The sequence below is a fragment of the Terriglobia bacterium genome (assembly GCA_020072815.1).
In the GTDB taxonomy this organism is placed as follows: Bacteria; Acidobacteriota; Terriglobia; order Terriglobales; family Acidobacteriaceae; genus Angelobacter.
In genome coordinates, this window is sequence record JAIQGE010000013.1 from 1 (window position 1) to 26,739 (window position 26,739).

At 60.2% G+C, this 26,739-nt stretch carries 24 protein-coding genes; 8 read left to right on the forward strand and 16 right to left on the reverse strand.

All coding sequences use genetic code 11. From position 1 onward, the window contains the following. Nucleotides 1-167 precede the first annotated feature (167 nt). Nucleotides 168-515 (reverse strand): hypothetical protein, encoded by a 348-nt coding sequence (locus LAO20_16835; protein ID MBZ5533098.1) that lies wholly within the window; start codon nt 513-515, stop codon nt 168-170. Between the two features lie 127 nt (nt 516-642). After that, entirely contained in the window at nt 643-2,523 is a 1,881-nt protein-coding gene (locus tag LAO20_16840; protein MBZ5533099.1) for a bifunctional homocysteine S-methyltransferase/methylenetetrahydrofolate reductase, read from the reverse strand. A gap of 241 nt (nt 2,524-2,764) precedes the next feature. Between LAO20_16840 and LAO20_16845 the strand changes: the two genes are divergently transcribed. After that, nucleotides 2,765-4,000: a hypothetical protein gene (locus LAO20_16845; protein MBZ5533100.1), complete on the forward strand. Its 1,236-nt coding sequence runs from the start codon at nt 2,765-2,767 to the stop codon at nt 3,998-4,000. Between the two features lie 36 nt (nt 4,001-4,036). Here LAO20_16845 and nadB read toward each other — a convergent pair whose 3' ends face one another. Then, a complete protein-coding gene (gene nadB, locus LAO20_16850) occupies nt 4,037-5,605 on the reverse strand; it encodes an L-aspartate oxidase (protein ID MBZ5533101.1) in 1,569 nt (522 codons plus the stop codon). A 238-nt stretch (nt 5,606-5,843) separates the two neighbouring features. On the opposite strand from nadB, the gene LAO20_16855 reads away from it, so the two are divergent. The 3 genes from LAO20_16855 to LAO20_16865 all read left to right on the forward strand — a co-directional run bounded on the left by LAO20_16855 (nt 5,844) and on the right by LAO20_16865 (nt 8,814). Beyond that, nucleotides 5,844-6,779 (forward strand): hypothetical protein, encoded by a 936-nt coding sequence (locus tag LAO20_16855; protein MBZ5533102.1) that lies wholly within the window; start codon nt 5,844-5,846, stop codon nt 6,777-6,779. Between the two features lie 90 nt (nt 6,780-6,869). Continuing rightward, complete coding sequence (aroB, locus tag LAO20_16860) at nt 6,870-7,964, forward strand: 3-dehydroquinate synthase (GenBank protein MBZ5533103.1); 1,095 nt, start codon at nt 6,870-6,872, stop codon at nt 7,962-7,964. Between the two features lie 13 nt (nt 7,965-7,977). Next, nucleotides 7,978-8,814: a ubiquinone/menaquinone biosynthesis methyltransferase gene (locus LAO20_16865; protein MBZ5533104.1), complete on the forward strand. Its 837-nt coding sequence runs from the start codon at nt 7,978-7,980 to the stop codon at nt 8,812-8,814. A gap of 52 nt (nt 8,815-8,866) precedes the next feature. On the opposite strand, the gene LAO20_16870 is transcribed toward LAO20_16865, so the two are convergent. The 9 genes from LAO20_16870 to LAO20_16910 form a co-directional block, all read right to left on the reverse strand. Next, on the reverse strand, nt 8,867-9,541 hold the full coding sequence (locus LAO20_16870) for a 1-(5-phosphoribosyl)-5-[(5-phosphoribosylamino)methylideneamino] imidazole-4-carboxamide isomerase (GenBank protein MBZ5533105.1): 675 nt from the start codon (nt 9,539-9,541) through the stop codon (nt 8,867-8,869). Next, nucleotides 9,535-10,362: an imidazole glycerol phosphate synthase subunit HisF gene (gene hisF / locus LAO20_16875; GenBank protein MBZ5533106.1), complete on the reverse strand. Its 828-nt coding sequence runs from the start codon at nt 10,360-10,362 to the stop codon at nt 9,535-9,537. Before hisF ends, LAO20_16870 begins: the two co-directional genes overlap by 7 nt. Then, on the reverse strand, nt 10,352-10,939 hold the full coding sequence (hisH, locus tag LAO20_16880) for an imidazole glycerol phosphate synthase subunit HisH (protein MBZ5533107.1): 588 nt from the start codon (nt 10,937-10,939) through the stop codon (nt 10,352-10,354). The genes hisF and hisH overlap by 11 nt, the downstream gene beginning before the upstream one ends. Further along, the gene (hisB, locus tag LAO20_16885; protein ID MBZ5533108.1) at nt 10,936-11,523 is read right to left on the reverse strand and encodes an imidazoleglycerol-phosphate dehydratase HisB; all 588 of its coding nucleotides are present in this window, start codon (nt 11,521-11,523) and stop codon (nt 10,936-10,938) included. The genes hisH and hisB overlap by 4 nt, the downstream gene beginning before the upstream one ends. Beyond that, nucleotides 11,520-12,683 (reverse strand): histidinol-phosphate transaminase, encoded by a 1,164-nt coding sequence (hisC, locus tag LAO20_16890; protein ID MBZ5533109.1) that lies wholly within the window; start codon nt 12,681-12,683, stop codon nt 11,520-11,522. Before hisC ends, hisB begins: the two co-directional genes overlap by 4 nt. Continuing rightward, nucleotides 12,676-13,929 carry a histidinol dehydrogenase gene (gene hisD, locus LAO20_16895; GenBank protein ID MBZ5533110.1) on the reverse strand — a complete coding sequence of 418 codons (1,254 nt, stop codon included), beginning with the start codon at nt 13,927-13,929 and terminating at the stop codon, nt 12,676-12,678. The genes hisC and hisD overlap by 8 nt, the downstream gene beginning before the upstream one ends. Beyond that, complete coding sequence (gene hisG / locus LAO20_16900) at nt 13,929-14,798, reverse strand: ATP phosphoribosyltransferase (protein ID MBZ5533111.1); 870 nt, start codon at nt 14,796-14,798, stop codon at nt 13,929-13,931. Before hisG ends, hisD begins: the two co-directional genes overlap by 1 nt. Next, nucleotides 14,795-15,136, reverse strand: a complete 342-nt coding sequence (hisI, locus tag LAO20_16905; GenBank protein MBZ5533112.1) for a phosphoribosyl-AMP cyclohydrolase — start codon at nt 15,134-15,136, stop codon at nt 14,795-14,797. The genes hisG and hisI overlap by 4 nt, the downstream gene beginning before the upstream one ends. Nucleotides 15,137-15,386: 250 nt before the next feature. After that, a complete protein-coding gene (locus tag LAO20_16910; protein ID MBZ5533113.1) occupies nt 15,387-15,680 on the reverse strand; it encodes a hypothetical protein in 294 nt (97 codons plus the stop codon). A 118-nt stretch (nt 15,681-15,798) separates the two neighbouring features. Between LAO20_16910 and LAO20_16915 the strand changes: the two genes are divergently transcribed. Further along, entirely contained in the window at nt 15,799-17,190 is a 1,392-nt protein-coding gene (locus tag LAO20_16915) for an MATE family efflux transporter (GenBank protein ID MBZ5533114.1), read from the forward strand. A 46-nt stretch (nt 17,191-17,236) separates the two neighbouring features. Here LAO20_16915 and LAO20_16920 read toward each other — a convergent pair whose 3' ends face one another. Next, nucleotides 17,237-20,590: a TonB-dependent receptor gene (locus tag LAO20_16920; protein ID MBZ5533115.1), complete on the reverse strand. Its 3,354-nt coding sequence runs from the start codon at nt 20,588-20,590 to the stop codon at nt 17,237-17,239. A gap of 538 nt (nt 20,591-21,128) precedes the next feature. Between LAO20_16920 and LAO20_16925 the strand changes: the two genes are divergently transcribed. Both LAO20_16925 and LAO20_16930 read left to right on the forward strand, forming a co-directional pair. Further along, nucleotides 21,129-21,359 carry a hypothetical protein gene (locus LAO20_16925; protein ID MBZ5533116.1) on the forward strand — a complete coding sequence of 77 codons (231 nt, stop codon included), beginning with the start codon at nt 21,129-21,131 and terminating at the stop codon, nt 21,357-21,359. A gap of 224 nt (nt 21,360-21,583) precedes the next feature. Beyond that, a complete protein-coding gene (locus LAO20_16930) occupies nt 21,584-23,185 on the forward strand; it encodes a TonB family protein (protein ID MBZ5533117.1) in 1,602 nt (533 codons plus the stop codon). A 113-nt stretch (nt 23,186-23,298) separates the two neighbouring features. On the opposite strand, the gene LAO20_16935 is transcribed toward LAO20_16930, so the two are convergent. Continuing rightward, nucleotides 23,299-23,943, reverse strand: a complete 645-nt coding sequence (locus LAO20_16935) for a sulfoxide reductase heme-binding subunit YedZ (protein MBZ5533118.1) — start codon at nt 23,941-23,943, stop codon at nt 23,299-23,301. A 108-nt stretch (nt 23,944-24,051) separates the two neighbouring features. After that, a complete protein-coding gene (gene msrP, locus LAO20_16940; protein ID MBZ5533119.1) occupies nt 24,052-25,038 on the reverse strand; it encodes a protein-methionine-sulfoxide reductase catalytic subunit MsrP in 987 nt (328 codons plus the stop codon). Nucleotides 25,039-25,246: 208 nt separating this feature from the next. On the opposite strand from msrP, the gene LAO20_16945 reads away from it, so the two are divergent. Further along, nucleotides 25,247-25,627, forward strand: coding sequence for an RNA-binding S4 domain-containing protein (locus LAO20_16945; GenBank protein MBZ5533120.1), 381 nt, complete (start codon nt 25,247-25,249; stop codon nt 25,625-25,627). A 39-nt stretch (nt 25,628-25,666) separates the two neighbouring features. On the opposite strand, the gene LAO20_16950 is transcribed toward LAO20_16945, so the two are convergent. After that, on the reverse strand, nt 25,667-26,734 hold the full coding sequence (locus tag LAO20_16950; protein ID MBZ5533121.1) for a UDP-N-acetylmuramate dehydrogenase: 1,068 nt from the start codon (nt 26,732-26,734) through the stop codon (nt 25,667-25,669). Between the last annotated feature and the right edge of the window lie 5 nt (nt 26,735-26,739).

The window sequence follows — 26,739 nt, forward strand, 5'->3', positions numbered from 1 at the left end:
CTACCACCCCGACTTCGCCGCTTTCCGGCAGCGTTTGCGCGCTGCGGGAAAACCCAAAAAGGTCATCCGCATCGCTCTGGCCCATAAGCTTCTGGTCCGCCTCAACGCCAAAGCCCGTGAAGTACGCAATCAGTTCCCGAGGTGGCTCCCTGCGTTCTCGCTCTGAGTTAAATATCGCCAGCCGTAGTTGGGATGGTGGGGAAAGTGGGAAACGCGCCAGCGTTTTCCAAGGCGGCCTTGCCGCCGTCTTTTCCACCATCCGCTTTCCCTTGGCCCTTGACAAACCAGACAGTCGCTCCCCCTTCATCCCAATATCTAAATGACTTACGCGATTCATCCCAATAGAAACTCTTTTTCGAGCGCAGGCGCCCCCGCCTGCGATGTCCAAGTCTAAATTCCATATAAACATAAGCAAACAAACAGCTTACATTACCACAACCACAAGCGAAAGTCAAGCGAATTCGGCTCCTGTTCGGGCCAAACAGCCCGCAATCCAACATCTTGGGATGGCTCACCTTAGATCAATCCAACATCTTGTGGTTTTGCTGGAAGAGCCTTCCAGGGCCGCGTGGAGGACTCTAAAAAGAGAGTCCCCGATGAAACCCGATGACCCCGATGACCCCGATGTCCCGATGTCCCGATCTACCCCACCCTCACCGCCGCTCCTTCATCCTTCAGCACTTCCGTCGCCGATGTGTACCGTCCCAGCGGCGCGGCCACCTGCGCTCCCTGGACCAGGCCGCGGACTTGTCGCAGCATCTCACGGGCGATCTGGATGCCCTCCGCACGGGCGGCGTCCGCGTTGGGCGCGCGGGCCATGCGATCAATGATGGCGTCCGGCACGGAGACCCGCAGTTCGTTCTTCATAAACTCAGCGTTGCGGACGCTGGTCAGCGGCCATATGCCGGCCAGAACGGGGATGCGGCAGTGCTCGATGCGTCGCAGGAATTGCTCCAGCAGGGTGATGTCGAATACCGGCTGGGTTACGGCGAAGTCGGCGCCGGCTTCCACTTTGTATTCGAAGCGGCGGACCTCCTCGTCAATGTTGCCGATGCCGGGATTGGCGCCCACGCCGATCACGAATTTCGTCCCGCTGCCGATGGGGTTGCCGCCAATGTCCAGCCCGAAATTCAGGTTGTGCACAATGTTGACCAGCCCAATGGCGTCCACATCGAACACCGCAGTGGCGTCAGGGTAATTGCCCAGCTTGGGCGGATCACCGGTAATGCAGATCAGGTTGTGGATGCCCATGGTGTCGCAACCCAGCAGCTCTGATTGCATGCTGAGCACGTTGCGGTCGCGGCAAGTGAAATGAAGAACGGTTTCTATCTCCGCCTGCTGCTGGACCAGCGTGCATAAGGCCAGGTTGCTCATACGGGCTGAGGCCCGCGGGCTGTCCGGGATATTGATGGCGTCAATGCCTGCGGCTTTCAGGTACTTGGCGCCTTCCACTTCCTTGCGGAAGTCAACGCCTTTGGGCGGTACGATCTCGACCAGGGTGACGAACTCTCCACCGGCCAGTTTGCGACCGAGGCTGGAACGCTGGCCCAGGGGCGGAGGTTCAATGCTGGATTCGCGCTTGCGCTCGGTGACCACGGCGAACGCTCCGCCGCTTTTGCCTTTGGCGTCACTCATGCGCAGGGCGGACTTCATGGCCTTGATATGCTCCGGCGTGGTCCCGCAGCAGCCGCCCACCAGACCCACGCCGGCGTTGACGAACTTGCGGGCGTAGCTGGCCATGTATTCCGGCGAACAGAGATAGATGTTGCGTCCTTCAATGCTGCGCGGGATGCCGGCGTTGGGCTGGGCTGACAGGGGTTTGTCCGTCTGGCGGCGTATGCGTTCCACCGCCTCCAGCATGGCCACCGGGCCTACGCTGCAATTGCAGCCGATCACGTCCGCGCCCCACTCATCCAGCTTGGCGACAAAGGTTTCCGGGCTGGCGCCGTCCAGACAGTTGCCGTCTTCGTCAATGGTGACCTGGGCGACAACCTGCGTTTGTGGCGAGACGTCGCGCGCGGCCAGCAGGGCCTGATGCAGCTCTTCCAGATAGCCGAAGGTCTCCAGCATGATTACGTCCACGCCACCTTCAATCAACGCTCTTATCTGCTGACGAAAAGATTCGCGGGCTTCTTCGCGGGACGTTTTGCCCAGCGGTTCGATCCTCACGCCCAGCGGGCCTACCGATCCGGCCACCAACACGGCGACCGCCTTCTTCAGATTGAAGGCGTCAGCAGCTTCGCGGGCCAACTGTGCGCCGCGCAGGTTGATTTCGCGTACTTTGTCGGCCAGTCCATGGTGGGCCAGGCGAAACGAGTTGCCGCCAAAGGTATTGGTCTCAATCACTTCAGCGCCGGCGTTGAGGTATTCCTGATGCACTCCGCGAATCAGGTCGGGCTGCGTGAGGTTCAGCTCGTCGTAACACTTATTAATGAAGACGCCTTTTGCGTAGAGCAGCATGCCCATGGCTCCGTCACAAAGTACGGGGCCTTGCTTCAAACGGCTTACAAGGTCTTGTGGCATGGTGCAGTGACTTCAGAATACCCCAGCCCAGCCGTTCTGGCCATGCCGGGCAAAAATTTGCCGCAAAAAGACGGCAATAGACGCGTTCTAGTTCCACGGCGAGGTGTGCCGGTCCCATAGGCCTGGGAGCGAGGACTTCTAGCGCCGGCGGGGGTTCGCGGGTGCGCAGAGCGTCGCCGCGAAATTTGCTCTGCTATAATTTCGGATTCATTCCAAAAGGGATAAGGGTCATCAATCAAGAATGGACGGAAAGAAGTATGTCCGGGAAGCACTCATCATTCTGCTGGCGTGCACGCTGGCAGGTTGTGGTTCAAACTCGTCCACTAACAACACGCCTCCGCCCACCGGAATCACCAAGCGCGTGCTGATTTCCAACACGTCAACCAACACGGTGAACATGCTTGACGCCCAAAAAGACAAGCCGGCCACCAAGACTTTCGGGGCATCCGCCCCCACCAAGATGGTGACCGCGGGCGGCAAGACCATTGTCCTAAACAGCAATGCGGCTGAGATCTCGATCATTGACAACGCCACGGAAGCTGTAACTTTTACTCCTCTCCTGGCCGACCTTCCCTTTGATATTGCCATTACGCCGGACGGAAAGACGGCGTGGGTCGCAGTGCGAAATCCGGGGTTTGTGCAGGCCGTGGACACCGCCACCGGAGCCGTCACGCACAGCGTGATCGTGCCCAGTGTGAGCCGGCTGGCAATGAGTCCCAGCGGCAGCAAGCTGCTGGCCTTCAGCGATGACCCCCAAAATCTTCCCACCAACGCCAATTCTTTCTTTGCGATTGATACCGCCAATCCTCCCGCCAACGGGACGCCATTCGCAATGACCGCTGGCGACCAGCCGATTACAGGCGTCTTTGGCAGCAGTGAGACGCAGGTTTTTGTTTTGAACTGTGGCGCCGAGTGCGGCGGAACCAAGGCGCCCAGCGTGGTGCGCGTGGACCTGACCGGCGCCACTCCGAACGCCGCGGTTACCGGGACCATCAAAGGCGCCACCGTGGGACTCCTGAACACCGGGAAGCTGTTTATTGCAGGGACCCCCGTCGGCAGCCCCACGGGAACTTTGCAGGTGATTGACACAGCGTCGTTGACCGCCGGACCCGACATCGCCATTACCGACGGGCGCCACACCATCATGTCTCTGGCCAGCAACAATCACCTTTACATCGGAGCATCCGGATGCACCCCGGGGCCAATCAACGCGCAAAACCTGGTGCAAGGATGCCTGAGTATCTTTAATACAGGCGCGGCGGCTGGCCCGGGCAATCCGGTTCTTCCGCTGGAGTCAGCTTTCCGCCAGAACTTTGACGTCACGGCCTTCCAGCCCATCTCCGGGCGCAACGTCCTGTACGTCTGCCAAGGCGCGGAACTGGACATCTTCGACATCACTGCAGACGCGCCCGCCGCCAGCATCCAGCAGATTGACATTGTGGGCAAAGCGTATGGCGTTGTGCAGATCGATCCCTAGGGCTTTTTCAAATTCCCTCTCATTGATCCAGTCTCGTTAAGCGAAGCGCACTGCGCTTGCGGTGATGATGGAATGCTTTTTGAATTTCACATCATCGTGGGCGGGATAGTCCGTGCGGTAGTGGGCCCCGCGGCTTTCCAGGCGGGCCAGCGCCGAGCGGGTGATGAGGGTCGCCGCAGTGTGGATGTTTCCGGCTTCGCAATGGCGGCGTGAGACCGGAGGCGGCACTCGCTGGGACGCAGCTTGCAACTGCTCCAAAGCTTCCGTCATGCCCTTGCGCGTTCGCACAATGCCTACTTTGTTCCACATCAACTGCTGGACTTCGCTGATCAAGGCTTCCGCGTCCGCAGTCGGGTTGCCGGCAGAAGCAGAGGCTGTCGTTCCGTTGGAAGCCGTGCTGGTTTCGCCGGTGTCCCTCCGCATCGCGGTTGCTGCCCGCGCGCCGAACACCAAGCCCTCCAAAAGGGAATTGCTGGCCAGACGATTCGCGCCGTGGACGCCGGTGCACGCGGTTTCTCCCGCGGCGTAGAGTCCGGGCAGGCTGCTGCGTCCGTAAAGGTCCGTGCGCACGCCGCCCATCAGATAGTGGGCTGCCGGACGGATGGGGATCAGGTCCACGGTGATGTCCACGTTGTACTGCAGGCAAGTCTGGTAAATGCGCGGGAAACGGGCCTTGATGTGGTCTTCTTTCAAATGGGTCAGGTCCAGGTAGACCACAGGTTCTTTCAGGGGGCTGACTTCCAGTTCGTGAGCGATGGCGCGGGCCACCACGTCCCGCGGGGCCAGTTCGCCCATTTCATGATATTTCGGCAGAAAGCGGTGCAGCTCAGCGTTGCGCAGCACCGCGCCTTCACCGCGCAGGGCTTCAGACAGCAGGAAGCGCGGCGCCTTCTTGACGTAAAGCGCCGTGGGATGGAACTGCACGAACTCCATGTCACTGATTTCCGCTCCGGCCCGGTAGGCCATGGCCACGCCGTCGGCCGTGGCCACCGCCGGGTTGGTGGTGTTGCTGTAGACGTTGCCGGCCCCGCCGGTGGCCAGCAGAATTGCGGCGCAGCGCACCAAGTGTTGCGGCCCCTTGGTGGAAATCAGGCTGACCCCGCAAACCCGGCCGTCTTCCATGTGCAGGCCGGAGGAGAACTCATACTCGCAAAAAGAAATGTTTTTGAGAGTGGAGGCCTTGGCATGCAGGGCGCGGCCGATCTCACGGCCCGTGGAGTCGCCGTGCGCATGCAGGATGCGGTCACGGCTGTGGGCCGCTTCGCGGGTAAACGTCAGCTTGGTCCCTTTGCGGTCAAACTCCGTGCCCCAGTCAATCAGTTCCTGGATCCGGTGCGGACCTTCTTCCACCAGGGTATGGGCCGCGTCGGTGTTCACAATTCCGTCGCCAGCGCTCACGGTGTCCTGAAAGTGCAGGCTGATTTCATCTTCGTCGCTCAGCGCCACGGCGATGCCGCCTTGCGCGTACTGGGTGGCAGACTCGGTCAACTCCTGCTTGGCCAGGACCAGTACTTTGCCCCCTTCCGCCAGCGTAATGGCCGCACGCAGGCCGGCCACGCCCGACCCGACCACGATGAAATCCACGTGCTGTGGAAGTTTATTCATGAATCGGCAATGGTAACAAAGGGAGGGAACGATTGAGAAATTGCCCAGCCTAAAAGACAGTTCCTTGGGACCGCAGAACAACACAGATTTCAATTGCATTTGGTCCTGCCGTCTATTAATTTCGTGAAAATTGCCGGAGTTTTCTGCTCTGGCAAGAAAGCAACTTGAGTGAAGATGCCTGCCAGGTCCTACGACTGCTCATGGCATCCTCAACCTTGAATCCCTTCCGGGAGGCGACATGACCGCACGACAACTGCATCTCGGGCTCTGTTTGATTTGCTTTTCCTTGTTAAGTTCCAGTTTGGTTTTCGCTCAGGCCCCAGCCTCCCTGGGCGAGTACGTGTACGCCTTACCGCCAGGATGGAATGCCACGCAGTATTCAGACGGAATTGTGCTCATGTCGCCTCCCTCGGTGACCAACGAGCGGTGTGTGGTCACCCTCTGGCCCATGCGACCGGCTGGCGCCAACCTGCTAAGCGATGCTTACAACCTCTTTAGCGACATATACAAAACTTATGAGCTGCGAAACCAAACCAACCGCGGCTCTCCCATGCCGTCATCCGTCGTGCGTGGCACTTCAGGGCAGGGGTGGGACTATGTGGTCGTAAGGAAGGGCGTTGCTCCTCCGGGCTCGCCTGAGTCCCGCCTGGCTTTTGTTTTCGTCGCGAAGCTCAATAATCGCCTGGCGGTTATCTCAGGGGTTTCCAAAGATCCCCTGGTGAGCACTTGTTTTGGGGAACTCGCCTACAACGCGTGGCCCCGGTTCTTCTATAGCTTGAGGTTCAAGACCTGGACCCCGGTTGATCAGGCTCCCGCGCTGCGCAAGAAACTGGCGGGAGTTTGGACCATTGCGACGGGGAGCGTCGCCGACCAATTCACCTTTGCCGCCAACGGCCGCTATGCTGGCGCGTCCGCCCGCCAGACTTACGGCAGGATCTCCAATTCAGAAGTGGTGACGACCACGCAAGGGTTCTTCGGCAACGGAGCGTACACGCTCAAAGAGGACACCATCACGCTTACGCCGGACGACCACAGCCGCCGGCCGGAAAGCGGGCTCATCCGCGTGGAGGAAGAAAGCAAAGACGACGGGAGAAGCTGGGTTGAAATTCTCTACCTGTTGAGGACGAGTTCGGTTGACGGCAAGGACTACGAGGTTCGCTATCAAAAGAAATAATCCCGCATCTGGTTAGGGAAGCCTGGCCGGTCTGCCAGTTCGATGGAATTGTCTTCTCCCCTGGCTGCTTCATTTATCATCAGAAGCAGCGTGAAGAGAATCAAAGTCAGGCTGAAATCCCAAAGTTACGACGTGCTGATCGCCTCCGGATTGCTGCGGCATGCCGGACGCGAGGTGCGCCGCTTGCTGCCGTCGCGGGAGAGCCGCGTGTTTGTGGTCACGTCGCCGAACGTGCGGCGGCGCTGGGGAGGTCCGCTGGAGAAATCTTTGCAGCAGGCCAAGTTGCACTATCTGGTCCTGGAGATGAATGACGGCGAGCCGTCTAAGCATCTGGCCACCGTGGAGCAACTGGCCGAACAGATGGTGCGCGCCGGCGCGGACCGCAAATCGCTGGTGGTGGCTTTTGGCGGAGGCGTGGTGGGCGACAGCGCCGGATTTCTCGCCGCCATCTTCCTGCGCGGCGTTCCTGTGGTGCAAATTCCCACCACGCTTCTGGCGCAAGTGGACGCCAGCATCGGCGGCAAAACCGGCGTGAATTTGCGCGCGGGCAAAAACCTGATTGGCGCGTTTCATCAGCCGCGGGCCGTGCTGGTGGACCCGGAAGTGCTGAGCACGCTGAGCGACCGCGAATTTCGCGCGGGGCTGTTTGAGTCGCTCAAGTGCGGCGTGATCCGCGATAAGAAGCTCTTTGATTTCATGGTCAGCCGAGCGCCGCAGATATTGAAGCGCGATAGCACGGCGCTGCGGCGGATCATCACGGATTCTATTCAGGTGAAGGCTCAGGTGGTTGCTGCCGATGAAAAAGAATCCGATCTTCGCCGTATCTTGAATTTTGGACATACCGTTGGCCACGCGCTGGAGGCCGCGACCGGGTACTCGCATCTTCTCCACGGCGAAGCGGTGGCCTGGGGCATGATTGCGGCGGCGATTATCGCCAGTGACGCCGGTGTTTGTTCGGAAGAAACTGCAAAGCAGATCAAGTCCGCCGTGCTGGCTTACGGACCGTTGCCGCCGGTCACCTGCGCGACGGACGAAGTGCTGGACCGCATGGCCGCGGACAAGAAGACCGTGGCGGGTTCGGTGCACTTTGTGCTGCCGCAGAAGATTGGCAAAGTGAAGATTAGCAGTGACATTCCTGCCGAAATCGTCAGGCACGCCGTGGAGCAAATCACAAGTCATGCCTGAGGCCAAGACATCCATGGAAGAAACGGGAACGGTCCGCCCAGGCGGAGCCGCAGGCGAAACGCAAACCGGAGTGGGCGGAACGCAGTCTGCAACGGGCACAACGCCTGTTGGAACCGCAGGCGCAAAGCCTGCTGGAATTGAAGACGAGCGCGCCGCGGCGCAGGCCGTGCGCCAGATGTTTGACGAAATCGCTCCCCGCTACGACTTTGCCAACCACACGCTCTCCCTGAACGTGGACCGTCTATGGTGGCGGCGCACCGCGCGGACTTTTTCGCATATCCTCAAGCGCGATGACGCGCGGGTGCTGGATCTTTGTGCCGGCACCGGAGACATGGCCGTGGCTTTGCGCTCGGCCGCGAGTCGCGAAAAGAGTTCTACCGCCATCTGCGCGCTGGATTTCTCCCACCAGATGCTGCAGCACGGCCTGGACAAATACGCCAGGAACCAGATTCAGCCGGTGGAAGCCGACGCGCTCCGGCTTCCGTTGAGCGATGCCAGCGTGGACCTGGTGGTTTCAGCGTTCGGGTTCCGTAATCTCGCCAACTACGACGCTGGTTTGCGCGAGATCTTTCGCGTGCTCAAGCCCGGCGGGGAAGTAGGCATCCTGGACTTCGGCGAGCCGGGCGGCTTGCTCGGCAAACTCTATGGTTTCTATTTCCGCAAAATCCTGCCGCGCATCGGCACGTTCATCTCCGGTGTGCGCGGGCCGTACGAATACCTGCCTGCATCGGTCAAGAAATTTCCCGCTCCCCAGCAGATGCTCGGCCGCATGGAGTCCGCGGGCTTCCAAGACGTGAGTTGGACGCCCTACACATTTGGGATTGCCGGTCTCTATCGCGGGAAAAGATGATTCTCACCGCGGAGGCGCGGAGACGCTGAGAAGAGCGAAACTCTGCGGACGGCTAGGCACCCAGTGCGCCAGTGTAAATCGCCATTCCGACCACGGCGTCCGCGCCGATTTTATCCAGCGCATTGATTTCCTCCATGGAGCGAATCCCGCCGGCGACAATCAGTTGGCGGGTTGTGCTTGCACGAAGCCTGCGCGCAACGTCCATGGGAAAGCCGCTCATGGTGCCTTCCGTATCAATGTGTGTGTAGAGAAACGCGTTGCAATAATCCTCCAGCGCGCGCATCACGTCCAGCGGAGCAATGCGGGTGCTTTCCTTCCAGCCTTGAATCGCCACTTTGCCTCCGCGGGAATCAATCGCAAACGTCAGGTGCTCCGCGCCTAGCGCCTGCGAGCACTCTTCAGCAAGAGCGGTATTGATGGCGCCGTCCTTGATCAGCGCAGACCCGAAGATCACGCGGCGCGCGCCGAGCACCAGCAGCTCGCGAGCGCGGTCCACGGTGCGAACGCCGCCGCCAACCTGACAGCCGAGCCGCTTGCAGATCATGGCGATCAGGTCGTGGTTGCTGCCATTGTTCATGGCCGCGTCGAGGTCTATCAGTTGGACCAGCGGGTATTTTGCGAAGCGCTCAATCCAGTAATTGAAGTCGTCAAACTCCAGGGCCTTCTTCTCGCCCTGGACCAACTGCACGATCTTGCCGCCCATGAGGTCAATGGATGGGATCAGCATGGCCACCTCATGGGAATGCCTGCGGCCAGCAACGCTTTCTTGAGTTCGGCAATGGGATTCGCGCCGGACTGCTGCTTTGACGAGGGAAGATTTGGAAAATGAAAGATGGAAGCAGCCAGCGCAGCGTCAGCCTTGCCGGCGGTGAAGACTTCAATGAAATGCTCTGCGTTGCCCGCGCCTCCGGAAGCGATCACCGGAATGGAAACCGTCCGGGCGACCGCAGCAGTGAGTTCGCAGTCAAAGCCCAGCCCAGTGCCGTCGCGGTCCATGGAGGTAAGAAGGATTTCGCCGGCCCCGTGCTCTTCGGCTTCCCGCGCCCACTGCAAGGCCTTGCGTCCTGTCGGTTTGCGTCCGCCGGCGACGAAGACTTCGGCCGCGTCCGGCGGGCCCGCGCCGCGCTTGGCGTCAATCGCTACGATCACCGCCTGCGAACCAAAGCGTCCGGCGATTTGCGTGATCAAGGCGGGATCGGCCACGGCGGCTGAGTTAACGCTGACTTTGTCAGCGCCGGCGTCAAAGACCTTGGCCGCGTCGTCCAGTGTGCGTATGCCGCCGCCCACCGTGAACGGAATAAAGAGTTGCCGGGCGGCGCGGCTCACGGTGTCAAGGAGAGTTTTGCGGCCGCCGGAAGTCGCCGTGATATCGAGCATCACGATCTCGTCGGCGCCGGCGTCGGCGTGCATGCGGGCGAGCGCCGCGGGATCTCCGACATCGCGCAGTTGCTGAAACTGAATGCCTTTCACCACGCGTCCGGCATCCACGTCCAGGCAGGCGATGATCCGCTTGGTGAGCCGGCCGTTTCTCGACGAATCAGAGGGCACAGAAGTTCTCCAGGACCTTCAAGCCGGCGGCGCCTGATTTTTCCGGATGAAACTGCACCCCGAATACGTTGTCGTGTTCCACAGCAGCAGAAAACTCGCCACCGTATTCGCTGGTGGCGACGGTGCCCTCCGTGACTGGCGCGCGATAGGAATGGGTGTAATAGACGAACGACCCGCTGGCGACTCCGCGCAGCAGGCGCGAGCCGTTGCGGACGTCAATCTGGTTCCAGCCCACGTGCGGCGACTTCACCGAAGCAGGGAAGCGTTCGCACTCGCCGGGGAATAGCTTGGCGCCGGGAGTCTCCGGCGATTCCGTGCTGCCGGCAAACAGCCACTGCATGCCAACGCATATGCCCAGGAACGGCTTGCCTTGGGCGATGGCGTCCAGCACGGGCCGGCGCAGGTTCTGGTTCAGCAGCTTGCAACGGGAGAAATGCCCGACGCCGGGGACAATGATCTTTTCCGCCGCAGCGATGACCGCGGGATCGGCGGTGACTTGTGATTCCACGCCCAGATGCGTCAGGGCCTTTTTTACGGAGCTGATGTTGCCCGCGCCGTAGTCAACAATGGCGATCATAGCAATCCCTTGGTGCTGGGAAGCATTTTGGCCAGTTGACGGTCGCGCGAGCAGGCCACGCGCACGGCGCGCGCGAAGGCTTTGAACAGGGCTTCGACTTTGTGGTGGTTGGAGCGGCCATACATGGTCTTGAGATGAACGTTGGCATGGGCGCCGCGGGCAAAACCTTCAAAGAAGTCGTGGACCAGTTCAGATTGCAGGTCGCCAACCTTGGTGGAACGGACCCCGGTCTGGATGACCCAGGCGGCGCGTCCGCTGAAGTCCACGGCGGCGATTCCCAGAGTTTCGTCCATGGGCATCAGGAAATATCCGGCGCGCATGATCCCCCGTTTGTTGCCTAATGCCGAATGAAAAGCTTCGCCCAGGGCGATGCCCACGTCTTCCACGGTGTGGTGCTGGTCCACGTCCAGGTCGCCCTTGGCGCGCAGCTTCAGGTCGAAGGCGCCGTGGCGGGCAAAAAGCTCCAGCATGTGGTCGAGAAAGCGGATGCCGGTGGCAACGTCATAGCGTCCCTGGCCTTCAATGGTGAGCGCCAATTCGATGTCCGTCTCCGTGGTGGAGCGGTGAAGCTTGGCCTTTCTCACGGCTCAGCCTCAGGCGCGGCTTCAGGCCCAGGGGTAGCCTGCGGCTCGGTCGTGGATTCGGAGGCGGGTGTGGACTCGGTCTCGGGAGCGGCCTGCAATTCGGGATGCTCAACGGCGGTGATGCGCGAAGTAATTTCCTTGAGCAGGTAGAGCACGTGCTCCATTTCCTTCTGCGTGCCAATGGAGATGCGGACGCAGCCTTCGCAGTCCGGGCGGTCGCGCAGGGAGACGCCGCATTCCAGCATGGTCTCCAGAATGGCGGCTTTGTGTTCGCCCAAGCGGCAGAGAACAAAGTTGCCCTGGCTGGGCCAGCACTTGAAGCCGAGTTCCTCCAGTTGTTTCTGCGTCCACTCGCGGGTTTCGCGCACCTGCTTGACGTAGTCGGCGACAAACTGCCGGTCAGTGACGGCTTCCCGCAGGCACTCCAGTGCGCAGGCGTTCACGTTGAAGGGCGGGCACATCCGCCGCAGCACGCCGATGTGTTCATGCGCGCCGGCCAGGACCCCCAGCCGCATTCCCGCCATGCCGAACGCCTTGGAAAACGTCCGCAGGACAAAAATATTCTTGATCTTGCCCACCTGGTCGAGCACGCTCTGGCCGCAAAATTCGAAATAGGCTTCATCCACCAGGATGGCGGCGTCGGGCGCAGACGTAGCGATTCGAACAATGGCGAATTTGTTCACCGTGACGCCGGTGGGATTGTTCGGGTTGGTGATAAAGATGATGCGGGTCTTGGGCGTGACTGCCTGGATTACTTCTTCCACAGGAAAAGCGAAGTCCTCTCCGGCGGGTATGCGGACTACGTTGGCGCCCGCAGCCCGGGCGAGGACTTCATACATGGCGAATGTGGGCGGAACGATGATGACGTCATCGCCGGTTTCCAGATAGCCGCGGCACACCAGATCAATGCCTTCGTCGGCGCCATTGGTGAGGATGACCTGGGACGCGCCCACGCCAAGAAACGCGGCGACAAGTTTTTCTCCGGGCTCACGCGGAGGATAAAGCGCCAGCTTCTTGGCGTCCATGGATTGCAGCCTGGCGAGCACCCGCGGAGAACAGCCGGTGGTGCTCTCATTCATGTCCAAACGCAATTTGACCTCAGAGCCCAGCGGGGAATGATATTCGCGGATTTCCAGGAGACATTTTCGGGGCTTAAGCAATCGGGCACCTCACTCGGATGGATTCGGCATGGGCGGCGAGCCCTTCGGCTCCGGCAAGCGTGATCACGGCGGGAGCAATGCGCTCCAGGCCGTCACGCGAAAGCTGCTGTACAGAGATGATTTTCACAAAGTCCAGGACGCTGAGCCCGCCGCGCGAGCGGGCCATGGCCCCGGTGGGCAGAACATGGTTGGGCCCGGAAGCATAGTCGCCGGCAGCCTGCGGGGAATAGTCGCCGATGAAAATTGACCCGGCATTGCGGATGGCGGGCAGGTCCTCTTCATTCACCGTGATGTGCTCCGCTGCGATGCGGTTGGCGAAGTCCACAGCCTGGGTGTGCGAGGCGGCCAGAAGGACAGCGCCGTTCTCCTTTAAAGATGTTCGCGCAATGGCGTTGCCGGCTGCGGCGGAAACAACTTCGCGCGCGACGGCAGCAGCAAGCTCGGAAGACGACGTCACAAATACCGCCAGCGCGTCAGGATCATGTTCCGCCTGAGCCACCAGATCAGCGGCGATGAAGCGGGCTTCGCCGTGATCGGCGAGAACGACCACTTCGGTCGGGCCGGCAAGAAAATCAATGCTGCAATCGAAAGCCACCATCTTCTTGGCAGCGGTGACAAAGAGATTGCCGGGGCCGACGATTTTGTCCACGCGCGGGACGGATTTGGTCCCGTAAGCGAGCGCGGCAACGGCTTGCGCGCCGCCGATGCGATAGAACTCGTCGATTCCCAGAAAATGCGCGCAGGCCAGAGTCTCAGGCGCGGGTCGCGGAGATACCACGCGGATGCTTTGCACGCCGGCCACCTGCGCGGGAATCACGGTCATGAGAACAGTGGAGGGAAGCGGGTAGCGTCCGCCGGGCACATAACATCCGGCTGACTCCAGCGGCCGCACCACTTGCCCGACCCGGATGCCTTCCAGCGGAGTCTGCCGCCATTCATGGGGTTTCTGCCACTCGCAATAGCGGCGAATGTTTTCCGCGGCAACCTTCAAGGCTTGCTTGAAGTCCTGGGAAACCGCATTCCATGCCTGTTCAAGTTCTACTTGAGGTACGCGCAGCGGCTGCCGCGGACGAAGGCCGTCCCATTTTTCGGCGTAGCGGCGCAAGGCGCGGTCGCCATTCTTGCGAACATCGGTGACGATGCGGCGCACGGCCTTTTCCACGCGCGCCAGGTCACTGGCTCCGCGCTGCTCCAGCTTGCGGACGAAGGCTTCCGCGCCGCGGCCTTGCAGAACGCGGAAGCGCATTACACAACCACCTTGTTTAACGGGTACTCCACGATTCCTTCCGCCCGCGCGGCCTTGAGCTGCGGCATGATCCTCCAGGCTGTGGTCTCTTCAATGATTGTATTCACGGCGACCCAATTTTCGTCACTGAGTTGGGAGATGGTGGGTTTCTGCAACGCCGGCAATACCGCCAGCACCGCGGGCAGGTCGGCCTTGCGGACGTTGAGCATCAGGCCGACGCGGCCCTGGGCGTAGATGGCGCCGCGGAGCATGAGGCTGAGATTTTCAATCTTGTTGCGCTTTTCTTTGTTGTCCCACGCCTGCTTGTTGGCGATGAGCTGCGTCCATGATTCCATGACGGTTTCCATAATGCGCAGTCGGTTGGCGCGGAGAGAACTGCCGGTTTCGGTGATTTCCACGATGGCGTCGGCCATCATCGGCGGCTTGACTTCCGTGGCGCCCCAGGAGAAATCCACTTGCACGGGGACCTTGCGGGCGGCAAAGTAATTGCGGGTCACGTTGACCAGTTCGGTGGCGACAATCTTTCCTGCCAGGTCTTCGGCTTTCTGAAACGGAGAATCTTCGGGCACAGCGAGCACCCAGCGGACTTTGCCCAGGCTCTGCTTGGCATACACCAGATCAGCAGCGGCAACCACATCCAGGCCGCTTTCCACCACCCAATCCTTGCCGGTGAGGCCGCAATCGAGCACCCCGTGCTCCACGTAGCGCGCCATTTCCTGCGCGCGGATCAGCATGCATTCGATCTCAGGATCGTCGGTGCCGGCGAAGTACGAGCGGCTGCTGGTGTAAACGGTAAGCCCGGCGCGCTTGAGCAAGGCGATGGTGGAATCCTGCAGGCTGCCCTTGGGAACGCCAACGCGCAGCTTCATTGCCGCACCTCCGGCGTCTTCACCGCCAGCGGCTCGGTGAAGCACGATTTTGTGCCGGTGTGGCAGACCAGGCCATCGCCTTCCACAAACACGCGGAAGAGGAGCGTGTCGCGGTCACAATCGGTCATGGCGGAGAGCACGCGCAGGCGATTGCCGGACGTCTCGCCTTTCATCCACAGCTTCTGCCGGGTGCGGGAATAAAAGGTGACATAGCCGGTTTCGGCGGTCTTGCTCCAGGCCTCGGCGTTCATGAAGCCGACCATCAGCACTTCGCCGGTCGAGTCTTCCTGAACGATGGCCGGAGCCAAGCCGTCCATTTTGTCAAAGTCAATCTGCATAAGTCCCTCTCGCAGGCCATTCAAGTTTAGGGCAAAAACCGCGCACAACAAAAAAGAGCCCGCCGATTTTTGTGTTTCGCGCCGGCGGGCTCTCAATTTCTTATGATTGCTTGAGTTAGCTGCTGCAGGCCGCTGCTGACACGTTCGCCGCGTGATGATGATGGTGGCGGTGATGCGTCCGGCAGGGCATTTCGTTGTTCATCGTAGCCAACGGGCCTTTGTCTGTCAAATGAAAACCTGAGCTGCCGATCTAAGAAGCCAGCGCGCGATTCGCCATCGGTTCCGCTTCCGGGACGACGATACAGACCGAAGGATTGGATTCACGGAGGAGGCTGATGAAGCTCCGGCCGTAGAGGGTGGTCATGCTGGCGGCCACGACAATGATAGAAGGCTGGTACTTCTTGGCCATCTCCAGCGCTCCGGTCTGCGATCGCGCGACCAGGATCTGGGTTGGCTGGCTGCCAACCAGACGAAGGGCAAAGTCGAACAACGCAGGGCTGTGATCGTGCACGATAAGCAGGCGTTTTTGCGGAAGCAGCAGCATATCTAGCCAATGTATTTCCCAGTCGCCGGCCTGGTCTGTGAGATTTGTCACAGGTCTTTACCGGGGAGGCAGCGGCCCCAACCCTTGATCGGCCGCGCGGGTGTGCTTAAATCAATAGATGCTGCACGTTCGCGAAATTCGCCAGGAGTTCGGTCCCATGCTGCGTCTGGCGGCGCCCATGGCGCTGACTGAACTGGGCTGGCTGACCATGGCGTTCATTGACACCGTGATGGTGGGGCGGCTGCCGGACAGCGCGACGGCCATCGGTGCGGTCAGCCTGGGCAGCACGCTGTTTTACACCATTGGCATCTTCGGCAGCGGCATCATGCTGGGCCTGGACACGCTGGTGGCCCAGGCTTACGGCGCAGGCAATCTGGAAGAATGCCATCACACCCTGTGGAACGCGCTCTACCTGGCGGGCATGATTTCCCCGCTGGTGATGGGCGCGGCGCTGCTGTGTGTGCCGTTTTTTCCTTATTTCGGACTGGCGCCGGCGCTGGTGGCGCAGACCGTCCCGTTCCTGAAAGCGCTGGTGTGGAGCACGTTTCCACTGGCGCTGTACTTTGTGTTTCGCCGCTATTTGCAGGCCATGGGAATCGTGAAGCCGGTGGTCTTCACGCTGATCTCGGCGAACCTGGTTAACCTGGCGGGAAACTGGGCGCTGGTCTACGGCCACTTGGGACTCCCGCGCATGGGCGTGGTGGGCGCAGGCTGGGCGACGTGCGCTTCGCGCGCGTACATGGCCGCGGCGCTGGCTGTGGCCGTGGTGTACTACGACCGCAAGCGCAACAGCGGATTCTGGCTGGCATCGCGACGGCTGGAGCTGAGACGGCTTCGCCTGATTCTGCACCTGGGATTCCCGGCGGCGCTGCAGCTCCTGATGGAGATTGGCGCATTCATGTTTGCCACCTTCCTGATCGGCCAACTCGGGCCGATACAGCTCGCCGGGCACCAGATCGCGCTGAATGTCGCCAGTTTCACCTACATGGTGCCTCTGGGGATCGGTGGCGCGGCCGCGATCCGCGTGGGATACGCCATTGGCGCGCGCGACGTTGCCGGCGCAGCCCGCGCAGGGTGGACTGCGTTGTTCTTGGGCGTTTGTTTTATGTCTTGCGCCGGCTTAGGGTTGCTGCTTTTTTCCCATCCGATTGCGCGAATTTATTCGCCGCAAATCCAGGTCGTGAACGCCGGCGCGACTCTGCTGCTGGTGGCGGCGGTGTTCCAGTTGTTCGATGGTCTGCAAGTGGTGGCCACGGGCGCTCTCCGCGGCGCCGGTAACACGCGCACGCCTTTTCTGGCGAACCTGGTGGGCTACTGGGCCATCGGGCTGCCGCTGGGCGGCTGGCTGTGTTTCAAGATGAAGCTGGGCGCATTGGGGATGTGGATCGGGCTGTGCCTGGCGTTGGTCCTGATTGGCAGCGTGCTGGCGTTGGTCTGGCAGTTGACCATCAAGAACATGTCTGCTCCTGACGGTCCTGCGGCGGAGCTGGATCCAAGTCCGGAGCAATAAGGAAGGCGGGTCCGGAGACCCGCCTTTCAGGTTAAACGCGCGTTGCTTAGAAGCGCGCGTGGAATGAGAGTTGCAGTTTCCTCGGACCGATGCTGCCATCCACCGACGCCGGATCGCCGAGCAGCCCGAACTTCGGATTAGTAAAGTCCGAACTGACTTTGCCGCTCCGCAGGTCCTGGATCTTCAGGATCTGGCCGCTGTTGCCGGCGAAGGTGCCATTGGTTCGCTGGCAGTTGGTGCAATTCGGATCGAGCGATAACGGCAGGAGCGTGAGCACGTCATTGCTGTTGAAGGACGCCCAGTTGCTATGGTTGAAAACGTTGAAGGCGTCAAACCGCAACTCCAGCTTCACGTTTTCGTACCTGGGCATGGTGAATGATTTGTGTACCGAGGAGTCAAACCTGACGAAGGCCGATCCCCGTCCTGCATTCCGTTCCAGGCTGCCGTTGGCCAGCTTGAAGTCAACAACATCAGACGGGTTGAGAGCATCCACGGGACCAAATGGCGAGGCTGAGGCCGGCGCCAGGAACGTGTTCTGCAGTGAATTGCAGAACGCTGCTGGATTGCCGCCGGCGATGCAGGCTGCAACTCCACCAGGACCAATGTTCCCGATGCTGCCGAAAGCGGAACCGATGCCGGCCACTGAGATGGTGCCGTCAGACAGCACGTTAGGCCGTTGTTGGGTTTCGCTACCGGCGCCGAAGAAACGGCTGCCGTTGGCGAAGGACGAGTCGCCGGTGGATAGCGGATAAGGCCGCCCGGACTGGAGCTGGCCAACCCAGCTCAGACCCAGGTTGTTGCCCACCCATCCCATGAACTGATTGGTGAACATCTTGCCGGAATCCAGCACCACTCCCATATTCACGGCGTGGCGAACGTCGTTATAGGCCGGCCCCATCTCCGCGCCGATATTGCGGAAATCGCCGGGCTCAGAGATGCCAAAGAAGTCCTCTGAAGAAGCGAGGGCGTGGGACCAAGTGTAGCTGGCGTTGAACTGAATATGGTTGGACAGCATCTTGTTGGCGCTGACCACCAGGCCGTTGTAATGCGAGGTGCGGGAGTTCTCGTTGGTGCGGATAGCTCCGAACCGGGGGTTCGGCCGATCACCATAGAAGAAGAATCCCGGGTGTGCAGGATCAGGAAGGACCGGAGGAGCATTGGTATCGCGCTCGCCGAATAGGCCGAAACCCCATTGACCGATGTACTGGATTTCGCCCTTAAAGGTTTTGGTGAACTGGTGCTCGATGCCAAAGTTGGCCATGCGGACTTCTGGATTCCGCAGATGGTCAGAAATGGGACGGATGCGCCCAAAGTTTGTGGGGTTGGCAGGAGCAAAGGCGGCCAACGCTCCGGCCGGTGGTGTGCCGGGGAAAGCTGCAAAGATTGCTGCCCTTTGTGCCGCCAATGGATCCGGCCCCACAACGGTCCTGGGAATGGTCACCGTAAACAGCGTAGTGCCGTCAAAGTTGAGCGAGTCGAGGACCACGTTGTTAAAAGCCAGCATGGTAGTCTCGGCGAACCCTGCGTGGATCAAGGTCTTGTCCCCAACAGCATAGGTGAAGCCCAGGCGGGGTTGCCAGTTGTTCTTATCAGAACTGCAGGCAGGGATCAGACCGTTGCCCATCAGGCAGGTGCCGTTGGGGCCGGGGATTTTTCCGCCCTTGAACGCGCCTGCTTCGTAGTCGTAACGCACGCCGTAGTTCACGGTCAGCTTCTTGCCGAGCTTCCAGGTATCCTGAAAATAGAAGCCATAAATATTGTCCTTGGACGTGACCTCGCCCGGACCAAAAGCGATGGTAAAGCTTTCAGGCGTGTCGGGACCGTTGGTGTTGCTGTTCTGGAACTGCCCGAAGTGGAATTGCGGAAAGAGCGAGTTCCAGGGGTAGTAGCTGATGTTGAACCCGGTCTTCCAGGTGTGCTTGCCGCGGGTCCAAGTGACGTTGTCAATGTATTGATACCGCTTCTGCAATCCGCCCTGGGGGCAACAGAAGTCGGCGCCTGTTTGCGTGCCGTCCGCGTGTATGACTCCCGGCTGGTCGGTGGCGTCCGAGGTGGTCGTCACAAAACGGTAGAACACGAACCGTGCTTCGTTCACCAGGGTTGGCGTCAAGGAAGAAACCAGGCCCAGGTTGAGGCTGGCGTTGTTGATCGTGCTGCTGGTGAGGTCATCGGGAGTGACGTTGAGTCCGGTCTGCACGATGACGTTGCTGGTCCGGAAGCGGTCTACGGCGTAGCGCGCCGTGAAGTCATGGTTTTGTGAGATTTTGTATTCAACTTTGCCGGAATAGAGCAGGTTGTTATTGGGCGACTGTACGGTCACGGCGGGCTGGCCCAGGGAGGCAAACGGGGTCAGCGTCAGGGGAACGCCCTGGCCGCTCTTTTCAAAGCTGGTGAACCAGAACAGCTTGTTCTTCTGGAAAGGACCACCAACCGTGAAACCGTATTCCTTGCGATGGAAGGGAGCGCGGTCGCAACCTTCCAGGCTGGTCAGGGTCGCGCCGGTAAAATCCCCGTCTGGGCAGTGTGGCTGAGTGCTTGAGGGGACCGATCGAGGAAGCGCATTTGCAAACAAGCTATCTTTGTAAAACGGATCAGAAGCCGACAAATTGCGTCCGCGGAAGTACATATGGCCTTCACCGTGCACCTGGTTCGTGCCTGACTTGGTGACCACGTTCATGACCAGGCCGCTGGCTTGCCCGTACTCGGCGTTGTAATTGTTGGTGATGACCTGGAATTCCTGGACTTCATCAATGGATGCGCCGGTGCTGTCACGTCCGGAAACCAACTGGTCCGTGATGTTGGCGCCGTCAACGTTGTAAAGATTGCCGCGGTTATTAATCGAGCCGGGAGCAATCAGGTCCGTGGTCAGGCCGCTGGTATCCGCCTTTACGCCGGGTGCGGTCAATGCCAACTGGGCATAATCATTCACCACCCCACCGGCGCCGCCCAGCGTTGGCAACCGCTCCATATCCATGCTGGTTACGGAGCTGGATACGTCGGTCTTGGTGGTCTCAATCAGGGGAGCGGTCGTGGTCACTTCCACGCTTTCCGCGGAGCCGGCAATGTTCAGCTTGAAACCGAGGTCTCGCTGGTCTCCCACATTCAGTGTGATGTCTTTCACTTCGCCGGCTTTGAAGCTCTTGGCCTCAACTTTCACGTTGTAGGTCCCCGGGGCAAGATTGGGGATGGTGTAATTACCGCTGGAAGTGGTCTTTACGGAACGGGATGTCCCGGTACCTGTATTGGTAGCCGTGACTTTTGCATCGGGAACCACGGCGCCCTGGGGATCAACGACCGTTCCAACGATCGTTGCGCTGGAAGCACTCTGCGCGGCTGCAATCGTCGCAAGACAGCAGCAACACAGGAGTGTTAAAAGACAAAGCATAGCCAACCGCTTCATAGGGGAGGATCCTCCATTTCAGTTCAACGTCCGACTTTCAGCCAGTTAAGTAGCACTGGAAGGGCCAGATCGCAAGCGGCAAGAAGTTTAGCCTCATACAGTTGAAGCAGTAAACAATAATCGCTGTTTTGCCCAAAATGGGAAGGAAACCGCTCCCGGGAAAACCAAATCCACAAGCGAATTGAAGAGATTTGATTCCAATCTTCATATTCGACCGCCCCAATGATCCAGAGAATGGAAGCGTCGCACGAGGTGACAATCACAACGCAAATCCCGTTTGTTCGCGTTCCAGGGAGGCCAAGATTGGAATCCATTCATGCGCCGGTCTGCGGATAATATCCAGAATTTGCAGGATATCTCCGGCTTTTGATGGTGTTTCCTGGCGAGAGCCAGCGACCGCAGAGCATTCCGGTCAGAAGTGCATGGACCATTGGTACATCCGCTTAGGGTAAAGAGCTGAACTTACGTACCTGCCATCTCGATGACAATAGACCAGTTGTGGACCGCATTCGAGTTTCCGGGGAGGCGTTAGAAAACAATGACCAATATCTATGACGCGATCAAAGAGAAAGAAAATCAAATCGCGATCTTTCAGGCGCAGATCTCAGGGTTGCAAGCTGAGATCGAAGCGCTCCGTGTAGCTGCCCGCATTCTGGAGGGTGGAGCCGGCAGTACCAACGTAGCATCGCCGGAGACAGCACGTCCGGTAGCGGTCCAGTCAGCGCCAGTAGGCGTAGTCGCCGACAAGAGCAAGCGAGTCTGGCCGTAAGAGCAACCCGCCGCGTCGCCCGAGTCCCCCGCAGCGCGAGGCGTGTAGTCGAGCATTTGCAAGACAACTTGTTCGCCGATCCACAACGCTGAAGTTGCCGCTAGCCCAGGCCGGAACGAAAGCGATCTACGGGGGCAAACCAGCGCCGTTCGGCGCAACAGGTTTTGTGCCAGCGTACTTCTCCCAGGGAGTGCGCGGATCATAAGGGAGAGAAGAGGCATTTCATGGACGGCGTCACCATGGCAACACAATCAACCGAATCAGGAAAGCAACCAAGGACGCGCGCGGCGGCAGGCGACGATCTGGCCATCATCGCCCAGCGTGCACAGGCATTTACCAACGCTTCCGGTGTGGCAATTGCCCTGGCTGAGGGCGACAGCACTGACGAAATCGTTTGCCGGGCGCGCAGCGGCGCCAGCGCCCCGGACGTGGGGGCAGCCCTGCGCGTGCAAGGCACCTTCACCGGACTGTGCATCCAGACCGGCAAAGAGCTGCGCTGCGATGACGCGGAGACTGACACTCGCGTGGACATGACCGCCATCCGCGCGCTGGGAATCCGCTCCATGGTGGTGACCCCGATCCGCGAAGACAACAAAGTGATTGGCGTGTTGGCCGTGTTTGCGCCTTCCGCCCACGCGTTCACCATTACCCACGTTGCGGTGTTGAAGACCATGGCGGACCAAATCTCCGCCGCGGTGCTGAGGGAGCGGCGCGCCAGGGAAGATGGGGCTTCCGCCGAACCAGCGCCACAATATGCGCCCGTGGCCATGGCCAAACCGGCGGTTTCCGTCCCGGCTGCTCCCGCGCCGGTGTTAATCAAACCGGCAGCTTCAGCGAACTCTGCCCCTGCGGTGCGTACGCCAGTTCCGCCGGCGGCAAAAGTCGAGCCCATCAAGGTCAGACCGGCGGCTTCCGATAGCGTGTCTCCCGTTCCGTTTCCGAAGCGGGAAGAGCGGCCGGAGGTGCGGGCGAGCTTTGGGACTTTCGACGCTGTCGCTGGCGAAGAGAAGCAGTCCGGTGGAAGCCGGATGATCGTTGGCGCCGCGGTGGTCCTGGTGATTGCGGCTGTTTCCGTCTTTGGCGTGATGAAAATGCGCAAGCCTTCGCAGGGCGCGACTCAGCAGACGCCGGTGGTCAACCCCGCGCCGCAAGGCCAGCCGGGTGACTCTGCGCCGCTCGCTGGAACCTCAGTTCCAGTCATCCAGCCCTCAGCCGGCAATTCAACCGGCAATGCAAATACAGTTGCCGCTGTTCCATCGCGTTCGGCTGCGGATTCCGTGGCAGTCGCGGCCAAGAAAAACGACAACGGCGCCGCTAAGCCCGGCGACAAACCGAATGCCATTGACAAGACGGTGGCCCCGGACAAGACGGAGAAAGTTGCCCCGAAGACCGTAGCGCTGGCCTCCGGTCCTTCACACATTGCGGGCGCAACCAGCGGCGCGCAGGGGAGCGCAGAGGTTTCGACTACGCTTTCCGTGGGCGGAAACTCCAGCGCAGGAACTCTGAGCGCGCTGGCCCAACCCGCCAGTGAATCGCGACCGACCGCGGTGATGGCGCAATCCACTCTTGAACCGCTGGTGGTGGTGAGAAGCGTGCCGCCGGTGTATCCGGCCATCGCCAAAGCGCGGAGCCTGACCACCACGGTGGTGGTGGAAGTGAAAGTGGGCAAGGACGGCAAAGTATCCAATCCCAAGCTGATCAGCGGCCTGCCCATTTTCCGGGATGCGGCCTTTGACGCGGTGAAACAGTGGGTCTTCAAACCGGCAAAGCTCAACGGCCAGCCCATTGAACAGACCACGCAAATCAGCTTGAAGTTCAATCCGTAAGATTCACAGTTCGCAACAGGGCGCGTCGCGCAGGATCGCGATGCGCCTTTTTTCTTGTCCGGTGAACGTGCGCGCCAAGCGGCGAGAGCTTCGCTCAGGGAGTTGGCTGCGCGTCAGGCGCTGCCGGTCACGGCGACGGGAGTCTGCGTCCGCGACTTGGCACGCGCCATCAGCCAGGCGACTGCGCGGTAAGCCAGCAGCGCTGCCAGAATCGCTCCGTAGGTAAGCGGGCGGCGAAGATCGGCTTTTACCAGCCAGATGAAATGCACTACGCCGGCGGCCGCGCTGAAGTAGATCAAGCGGTGCAGCTTCTGCCAGCGCTTGCCGCCCATGCGGCGTATCCAGCCCGTGGTTGAGGTCAGCGCCAGGGGCAGCATCAGCGACCACGCCGTCATCCCGGCGGTGATGAATCTGCGCTTGTAGATATCGTGCAGCATGGCGTGCACGTCAAAGAATTTGTCCAGCCAAATGTACGTCGTCAGGTGCAGGCAGCCGTAGAAAAAAGCAAACAGCCCCAGCATGCGGCGAAAACGGATCAGCCACGCCAGCCGGGCGAGCTTGCGCAACGGGGTAACGCTCAGCGTGATCAGCAAAAAAGTGAGCGTCCATTTGCCGGTGGAGCGAGTGATTACGTCCACCTGATTTGGGCCGAGGTCCTGGTGGAACCCCTTCCACGCGAGAACACCGAGCGGTGCCAGGCAGGCGACGAACGCCAGTAGCTTGAGCCCGCGCACGAATTTTTCAGGAAGCGGCTTCATGGTTGCTAAGGATTCAAATAGTCCATCGACGAAGTACTGTGCTTAAAATCTTCTCCTATCAGTGTTATCAGCGTTCATCAGCGGTGAGATTTTTGCTTTTTGCCGATGCTAGTAATCCTTCTGCAGGTCCATGCCCGAATACAAGCCGGCCACCTGGTCGCCATAGCCGTTGAACATCTGTGTGGGAATTTTTGCGGCAAACAGACTTCCGCCAATGCGGCGTTCCGTTTTCTGGCTCCAGCGCGGATGGTCCTTGTTGGGGTTCACGTTGGAATAGAAACCGTACTCGTCGGACGCCATGATGTTCCAGGTGGTGGGCGGCATCTTGTCAGTGAAACTGATTTTCACGATGGCCTTTGCGCCTTTGAACCCGTACTTCCAGGGGACCACCAGACGCAGCGGAGCGCCGTCCACGTTGGGCAGGACTTCGTCGTACAAGCCGACGGCAAGAATCGTCAGCGGATGCAAGGCTTCATCCATGCGCAAGCCTTCCACGTAAGGCCATTGCAGCACGGAGCGCTTCTGGTTGGGCATCTGGTCCGGCGCGGTCACCGTCTCAAACGCCACAAACTTGGCGCTGGGCAGCGGATCAGCCTGCTTGATCAACGCGCTCAAGGGAATTCCCACCCAGGGAATCACCATGGACCAGCCTTCCACGCAGCGATGGCGATAAATGCGTTCTTCCAGGGCTGACAGCTTCAGAACGGCGTCAATGTCCATGCGCTTGGGCTTTTTGACCAGCCCCTCAATGGCCACCGTCCAGGGACGCGTGCGGAAGTTCGCCGACAACCCGTTGGGCTCGTACTTGTCCGTGCTGAACTCGTAGTAGTTGTTGTAGGTGGTGATGTCCTTGAAGGAGTTTGGTTTCTCGGTGGTGCTGAACGGACTCTTGACGATGCCCGTTAGCTTTGCCCCGGCGGCTTGCACGGTTGAGGGAAGGTCCACTGACGCGCCGCTGTTGCGCAGATAGAGGCCTCCAGCCAGGGCCGCTCCAGCCGCGGCCACCGCGCCGGTAAGGAACGTCCGGCGATTGACGTAGGAAGACTTAGGAGTAATTTCAGAAGAAGGAATATCGTTCGGTTTCTTGATCAGCATTTTTGCTCCGGGGGCAGCTTCCCTGATTCTTTACTATTTTAGCCGCCAGGGGAATTTCAGGAACGGCTTTCCCTGCTTCCTTAAGATGTACAAACCCTGAAAAGGCTACATCTGTTGTACGAAAAAGCCGGCCGGGTGGATTTAGGGGCGTAAACCATGTGGAGACAAGGCCGTACACTGAACCCCACTCTTGTAGGAAAATAGTGCAATGGCCTCCGTGCGCATGGACAAATGGCTTTGGGCAGCCCGGTTCTTCAAAACGCGGTCCCTGGCCGGACGCGCGTGCGAGCTGGGCAGGGTTCAATCCAACGGGCAGCCTGCCAAGCCGGCACGCGAAGTGAAGATCGGCGACATGCTGCGCGTAACCAACGAAGGCGGCGAGTTTCACGTGGAAGTCCTGCTGTTGAGCGAAGTGCGCGGCCCTGCGTCGGTGGCGCAAACCTTGTACCGCGAGACGGAAGAGAGCCGGGAGCTGCGTCTCAAAGTCGCGGCCGAACGCAAGGCGACGATGCAGTTTGAAACCTTGCCGTCAGGGAGACCATCGAAACGCGATCGCCGCAGGATCATCCAGTTCCGGGGTAGAGGGTGAAGTGATGGCGAGCATTTCCTCTGCGTCCTCCGCGGTGAATCATTCCGTCGGAAATCCCACAAAGACCGGCTCAGGCTGCAGTCGCACTCCCCAAACGTCGAAGACTTTCTTCTGGATTTCCTCTTTAAGCGCAAGAATATCTCGTGCCAAAGCCCCGCCGCGATTCACAATGGCCAAAGCATGTTTGCGCGAGATGCCCACCGGCCCGCGCGTGTAGCCTTTGTGAAAACCTGCGTGCTCGACGAGCCAGGCCGCCGAGAGCTTGACCAGCCCGTCCTCTTGAGGATAACGCGGCAGCTTGGCGTCCGGCACGCGTTGCAGCGCGAGGGCCTCCACGCGCTTCGCTTCTGCTTGGCTGACCAGCGGGTTCTTGAAGAACGACCCGGCGCTGCGGCAGTCTTCGTCGCCGCGGACAAGCAGCATGGCTTTGCTCTGGCGGATGCTACGGACGGCGTCGCGCACCTGCTGCAGCGTGGGTGACTGGCCGCCGGGTTTGTCCGCAAAGAAAGTTTTCAAATCGGCATATTCGACGTGCGGCTTGCCGCCCTGCCGCAACCGGTAGCCGACTTCCAGCACAATATATTTGCCGCGCTGGCTGGTGTTGAAGATGCTGGTGCGGTAAGCAAAGCCGCACGCGGCGTTGCTAAGTTCGCTCACCTGGCCGGTAGAAATTTCCAGCACGCGCACGCGGGTGATGGTCTGCGAGACTTCCTGTCCGTAAGCTCCGACGTTCTGCACCGGCGTGCCACCCGCGGTGCCGGGAATCCCGCTCAGGCATTCCAGACCAGCGCACTTCTGGTTGACGGTGCGGGCGACAAGGTCGTCCCAATTCTCGCCGGAGCCAGCGTAGAACAGCGTGTTGCCGCCTTCGCTTTCAAACTCCACGCCGGGCAAGGCGATCTTGAGGACGAGGCCGGGCCAGCCCTCGTCGGCGACCAGCAGGTTGCTGCCGCCGCCCAGGACGAACAGCGGCCAGCGGCGCTCCGCGGCCAGGCTGACGGCGTCGCGCACCTCGGCTTCCGAGCGTGCTTCAAGGAAGTAGCGCGCAGGTCCGCCCACTTGAAACGTGGTCAGCGGCGCCAGTGAAATGTTTTCCTGGATAGTCAAGCGTG

Bases quoted from the DNA above. Each gene is read 5' to 3' on its own strand.
- hisG (MBZ5533111.1), bottom strand. From the start codon at position 14,798: ATGAAGCTGCGCGTTGGCGTTCCCAAGGGCAGCCTGCAGGATTCCACC.
- LAO20_16935 (MBZ5533118.1), bottom strand. From the start codon at position 23,943: ATGAAGCCGCTTCCTGAAAAATTCGTGCGCGGGCTCAAGCTACTGGCG.
- LAO20_16915 (MBZ5533114.1), top strand. From the start codon at position 15,799: ATGCTGCACGTTCGCGAAATTCGCCAGGAGTTCGGTCCCATGCTGCGT.
- LAO20_16865 (MBZ5533104.1), top strand. From the start codon at position 7,978: ATGGAAGAAACGGGAACGGTCCGCCCAGGCGGAGCCGCAGGCGAAACG.
- LAO20_16925 (MBZ5533116.1), top strand. From the start codon at position 21,129: ATGACCAATATCTATGACGCGATCAAAGAGAAAGAAAATCAAATCGCG.
- LAO20_16870 (MBZ5533105.1), bottom strand. From the start codon at position 9,541: ATGCTGATCCCATCCATTGACCTCATGGGCGGCAAGATCGTGCAGTTG.
- msrP (MBZ5533119.1), bottom strand. From the start codon at position 25,038: ATGCTGATCAAGAAACCGAACGATATTCCTTCTTCTGAAATTACTCCT.
- LAO20_16920 (MBZ5533115.1), bottom strand. From the start codon at position 20,590: ATGAAGCGGTTGGCTATGCTTTGTCTTTTAACACTCCTGTGTTGCTGC.
- LAO20_16855 (MBZ5533102.1), top strand. From the start codon at position 5,844: ATGACCGCACGACAACTGCATCTCGGGCTCTGTTTGATTTGCTTTTCC.
- LAO20_16840 (MBZ5533099.1), bottom strand. From the start codon at position 2,523: ATGCCACAAGACCTTGTAAGCCGTTTGAAGCAAGGCCCCGTACTTTGT.
- hisD (MBZ5533110.1), bottom strand. From the start codon at position 13,929: ATGCGCTTCCGCGTTCTGCAAGGCCGCGGCGCGGAAGCCTTCGTCCGC.
- LAO20_16945 (MBZ5533120.1), top strand. From the start codon at position 25,247: ATGGCCTCCGTGCGCATGGACAAATGGCTTTGGGCAGCCCGGTTCTTC.
- nadB (MBZ5533101.1), bottom strand. From the start codon at position 5,605: ATGAATAAACTTCCACAGCACGTGGATTTCATCGTGGTCGGGTCGGGC.
- LAO20_16930 (MBZ5533117.1), top strand. From the start codon at position 21,584: ATGGACGGCGTCACCATGGCAACACAATCAACCGAATCAGGAAAGCAA.
- LAO20_16910 (MBZ5533113.1), bottom strand. From the start codon at position 15,680: ATGCTGCTGCTTCCGCAAAAACGCCTGCTTATCGTGCACGATCACAGC.
- hisI (MBZ5533112.1), bottom strand. From the start codon at position 15,136: ATGCAGATTGACTTTGACAAAATGGACGGCTTGGCTCCGGCCATCGTT.
- hisH (MBZ5533107.1), bottom strand. From the start codon at position 10,939: ATGATCGCCATTGTTGACTACGGCGCGGGCAACATCAGCTCCGTAAAA.
- LAO20_16845 (MBZ5533100.1), top strand. From the start codon at position 2,765: ATGGACGGAAAGAAGTATGTCCGGGAAGCACTCATCATTCTGCTGGCG.